The sequence below is a fragment of the Actinosynnema sp. genome (assembly GCF_052038725.1).
The window spans coordinates 1-1835 of record NZ_JBQGCX010000123.1 but is presented as its reverse complement, the minus strand read 5'-3'; the positions used below and the strand labels follow the sequence as shown (position 1 = coordinate 1835).

Here is a 1835-nt window from a genome sequence, read left to right as displayed (position 1 = left end):
AACTACGGGCGGATCGACCCCGAGCTGTCGCGGGAGCTGTTCATCCGGCACGCGCTGGTGCAGGGCGAGTGGAGCACGCACCACGCGTTCTACGCGCGCAACCAGGAGCTGCTGGCCGAGGTCGCGGAGCTGGAGAACCGGGCGCGGCGGCGGGACATCGTGGTCGACGAGGAGACGATCTTCGACTTCTACGCGGAGCGGGTCCCGGCGGACGTGGTGTCGGCGCGGCACTTCGACTCGTGGTGGAAGAAGGCGCGGCACGAGGACGCCGAGCTGTTGACGTTCAGCAAGAAGATGCTGGTCAACGACGTGGCGAAGGTGGAGCCCGAGGCCTACCCGGACGAGATGGACCGGGGTGGGCTCACGTTCTCGCTGTCCTACCGGTTCGAGCCGGGGGTGGGCGGGGACGGGGTGACGGTGCGGTTGCCGCTGCCCGCGCTGACGAAGGTGCCGGACGACGCGCTGTCGTGGCAGGTGCCGGGGCTGCGGACCGAGCTGGTGGTGGCGCTGATCCGGTCGCTGCCCAAGCCGGTGCGGCGCAACTTCGTGCCGGTGCCGGACGTGGCGGCGGCTGCGCTGTCGAGGATCGGGGTGGACGAGGCGCTGCTGCCCGCGCTGGAGCGGGAGCTGCGGGCGCTGACCGGGGTCGTGGTGCCGCGTGAGGAGTGGAACCTCGACCAGGTTCCCGATCACCTGAGGTTGACGTTCCAGGTGGTGGGGGAGGCGGGCGAGGAGCTGGCCGTGGGGAAGGACCCCGCGGCGTTGAAGTTGCGGCTCAAGCAGCGGTTGCGGGCGAGCCTGGCGGAGGCCGCGGGGAGCTGGGCCCGGACCGGGGTGGTGCGGTGGGACTTCGGCGACCTGCCGCGCGCGGTGCGGCGGGAGCGGTCGGGGATCGTGGTCACGGCCTATCCGGCGCTGGTGGACAAGGGGACCAGCGTGGCGGTGGAGATCCTGGACACGCCTGGGCGGCAGGCGCACGCCATGCGGTTGGGGACGCGGCGGCTGGTCACGTTGAACGTGCCGTCGCCGGTGAAGCTGCTGCAGCGCGGGTTGAGCAACTCGGAGAAGTTGACGCTGACCCGGAACCCGCACGGCGGGGTCGCGCCGTTGTTGGCGGACTGCATCGCGGCGGCCGTCGACAAGCTGGTGGCCGACGCCGGGGGGCCGGTGTGGAAGCAGGACGCCTTCGCGGGGTTGACGGAGAAGGTCCGGGTCGGGCTGGGCGAGGCGGTGTTCGAGGTTGTGGGGCGGGTTCGGAAGGTCCTGGAGGCGGCTCAGGAGGCCGAGCTGGCCATCGGGGCGGTGCGGGGGCCTGGGGTTGAGGAGTCGTTGGCCGACGCTCGGGCGCAGTTGAGCGGGCTGGTGCACGCCGGGTTCGTGGCTGAGGCCGGGGCGGCCCGGTTGGACGATGTGGTGCGGTACCTGAAGGGGATCTCGGTTCGGGTGGAGAAGCTCGGGCGGGATGTTCGGCGGGATCAGGAGTGGATGGACCGGGTGCACGCGGTGCACGCGGAGTACCGGGAATTGCGGGCCAAGTTGCCTTCGGATGAGCCGCAGCCGGGGTTGGACGAGGTTCGGTGGATGGTGGAGGAGCTGAGGTTGAGCTACTTCGCGCAGACCATCGGGGCTCGGTACACGGTTTCGGACAAGAGGATTTTTAAGGCTTTGGACGCGATTCCTCGGTGAGTCGGTCTTGGGTGGGTTGGTGTTGGGTGGGCGAGTGGGTGGTGAAGGGCTTTAAAAACTGAAGAGCACGCCTCGCCGGCGGGGCAGACCTCCAAAAAAGAGGGGGACGGGCTCTGCCGGCCGGTGGCCGTTGGTCCTGTGGTCCCGTT

The 1835-nt window shown here is 69.9% G+C and carries 1 protein-coding gene; it reads left to right on the top strand.

The window, feature by feature from the left end; genetic code table 11:
* The coding region (locus tag ACTUAL_RS02375) for a DUF3418 domain-containing protein (protein ID WP_440899115.1) at nucleotides 1–1686 on the top strand (1686 nt) is incomplete at its 5' end.
* Nucleotides 1687–1835 lie beyond the last annotated feature (149 nt).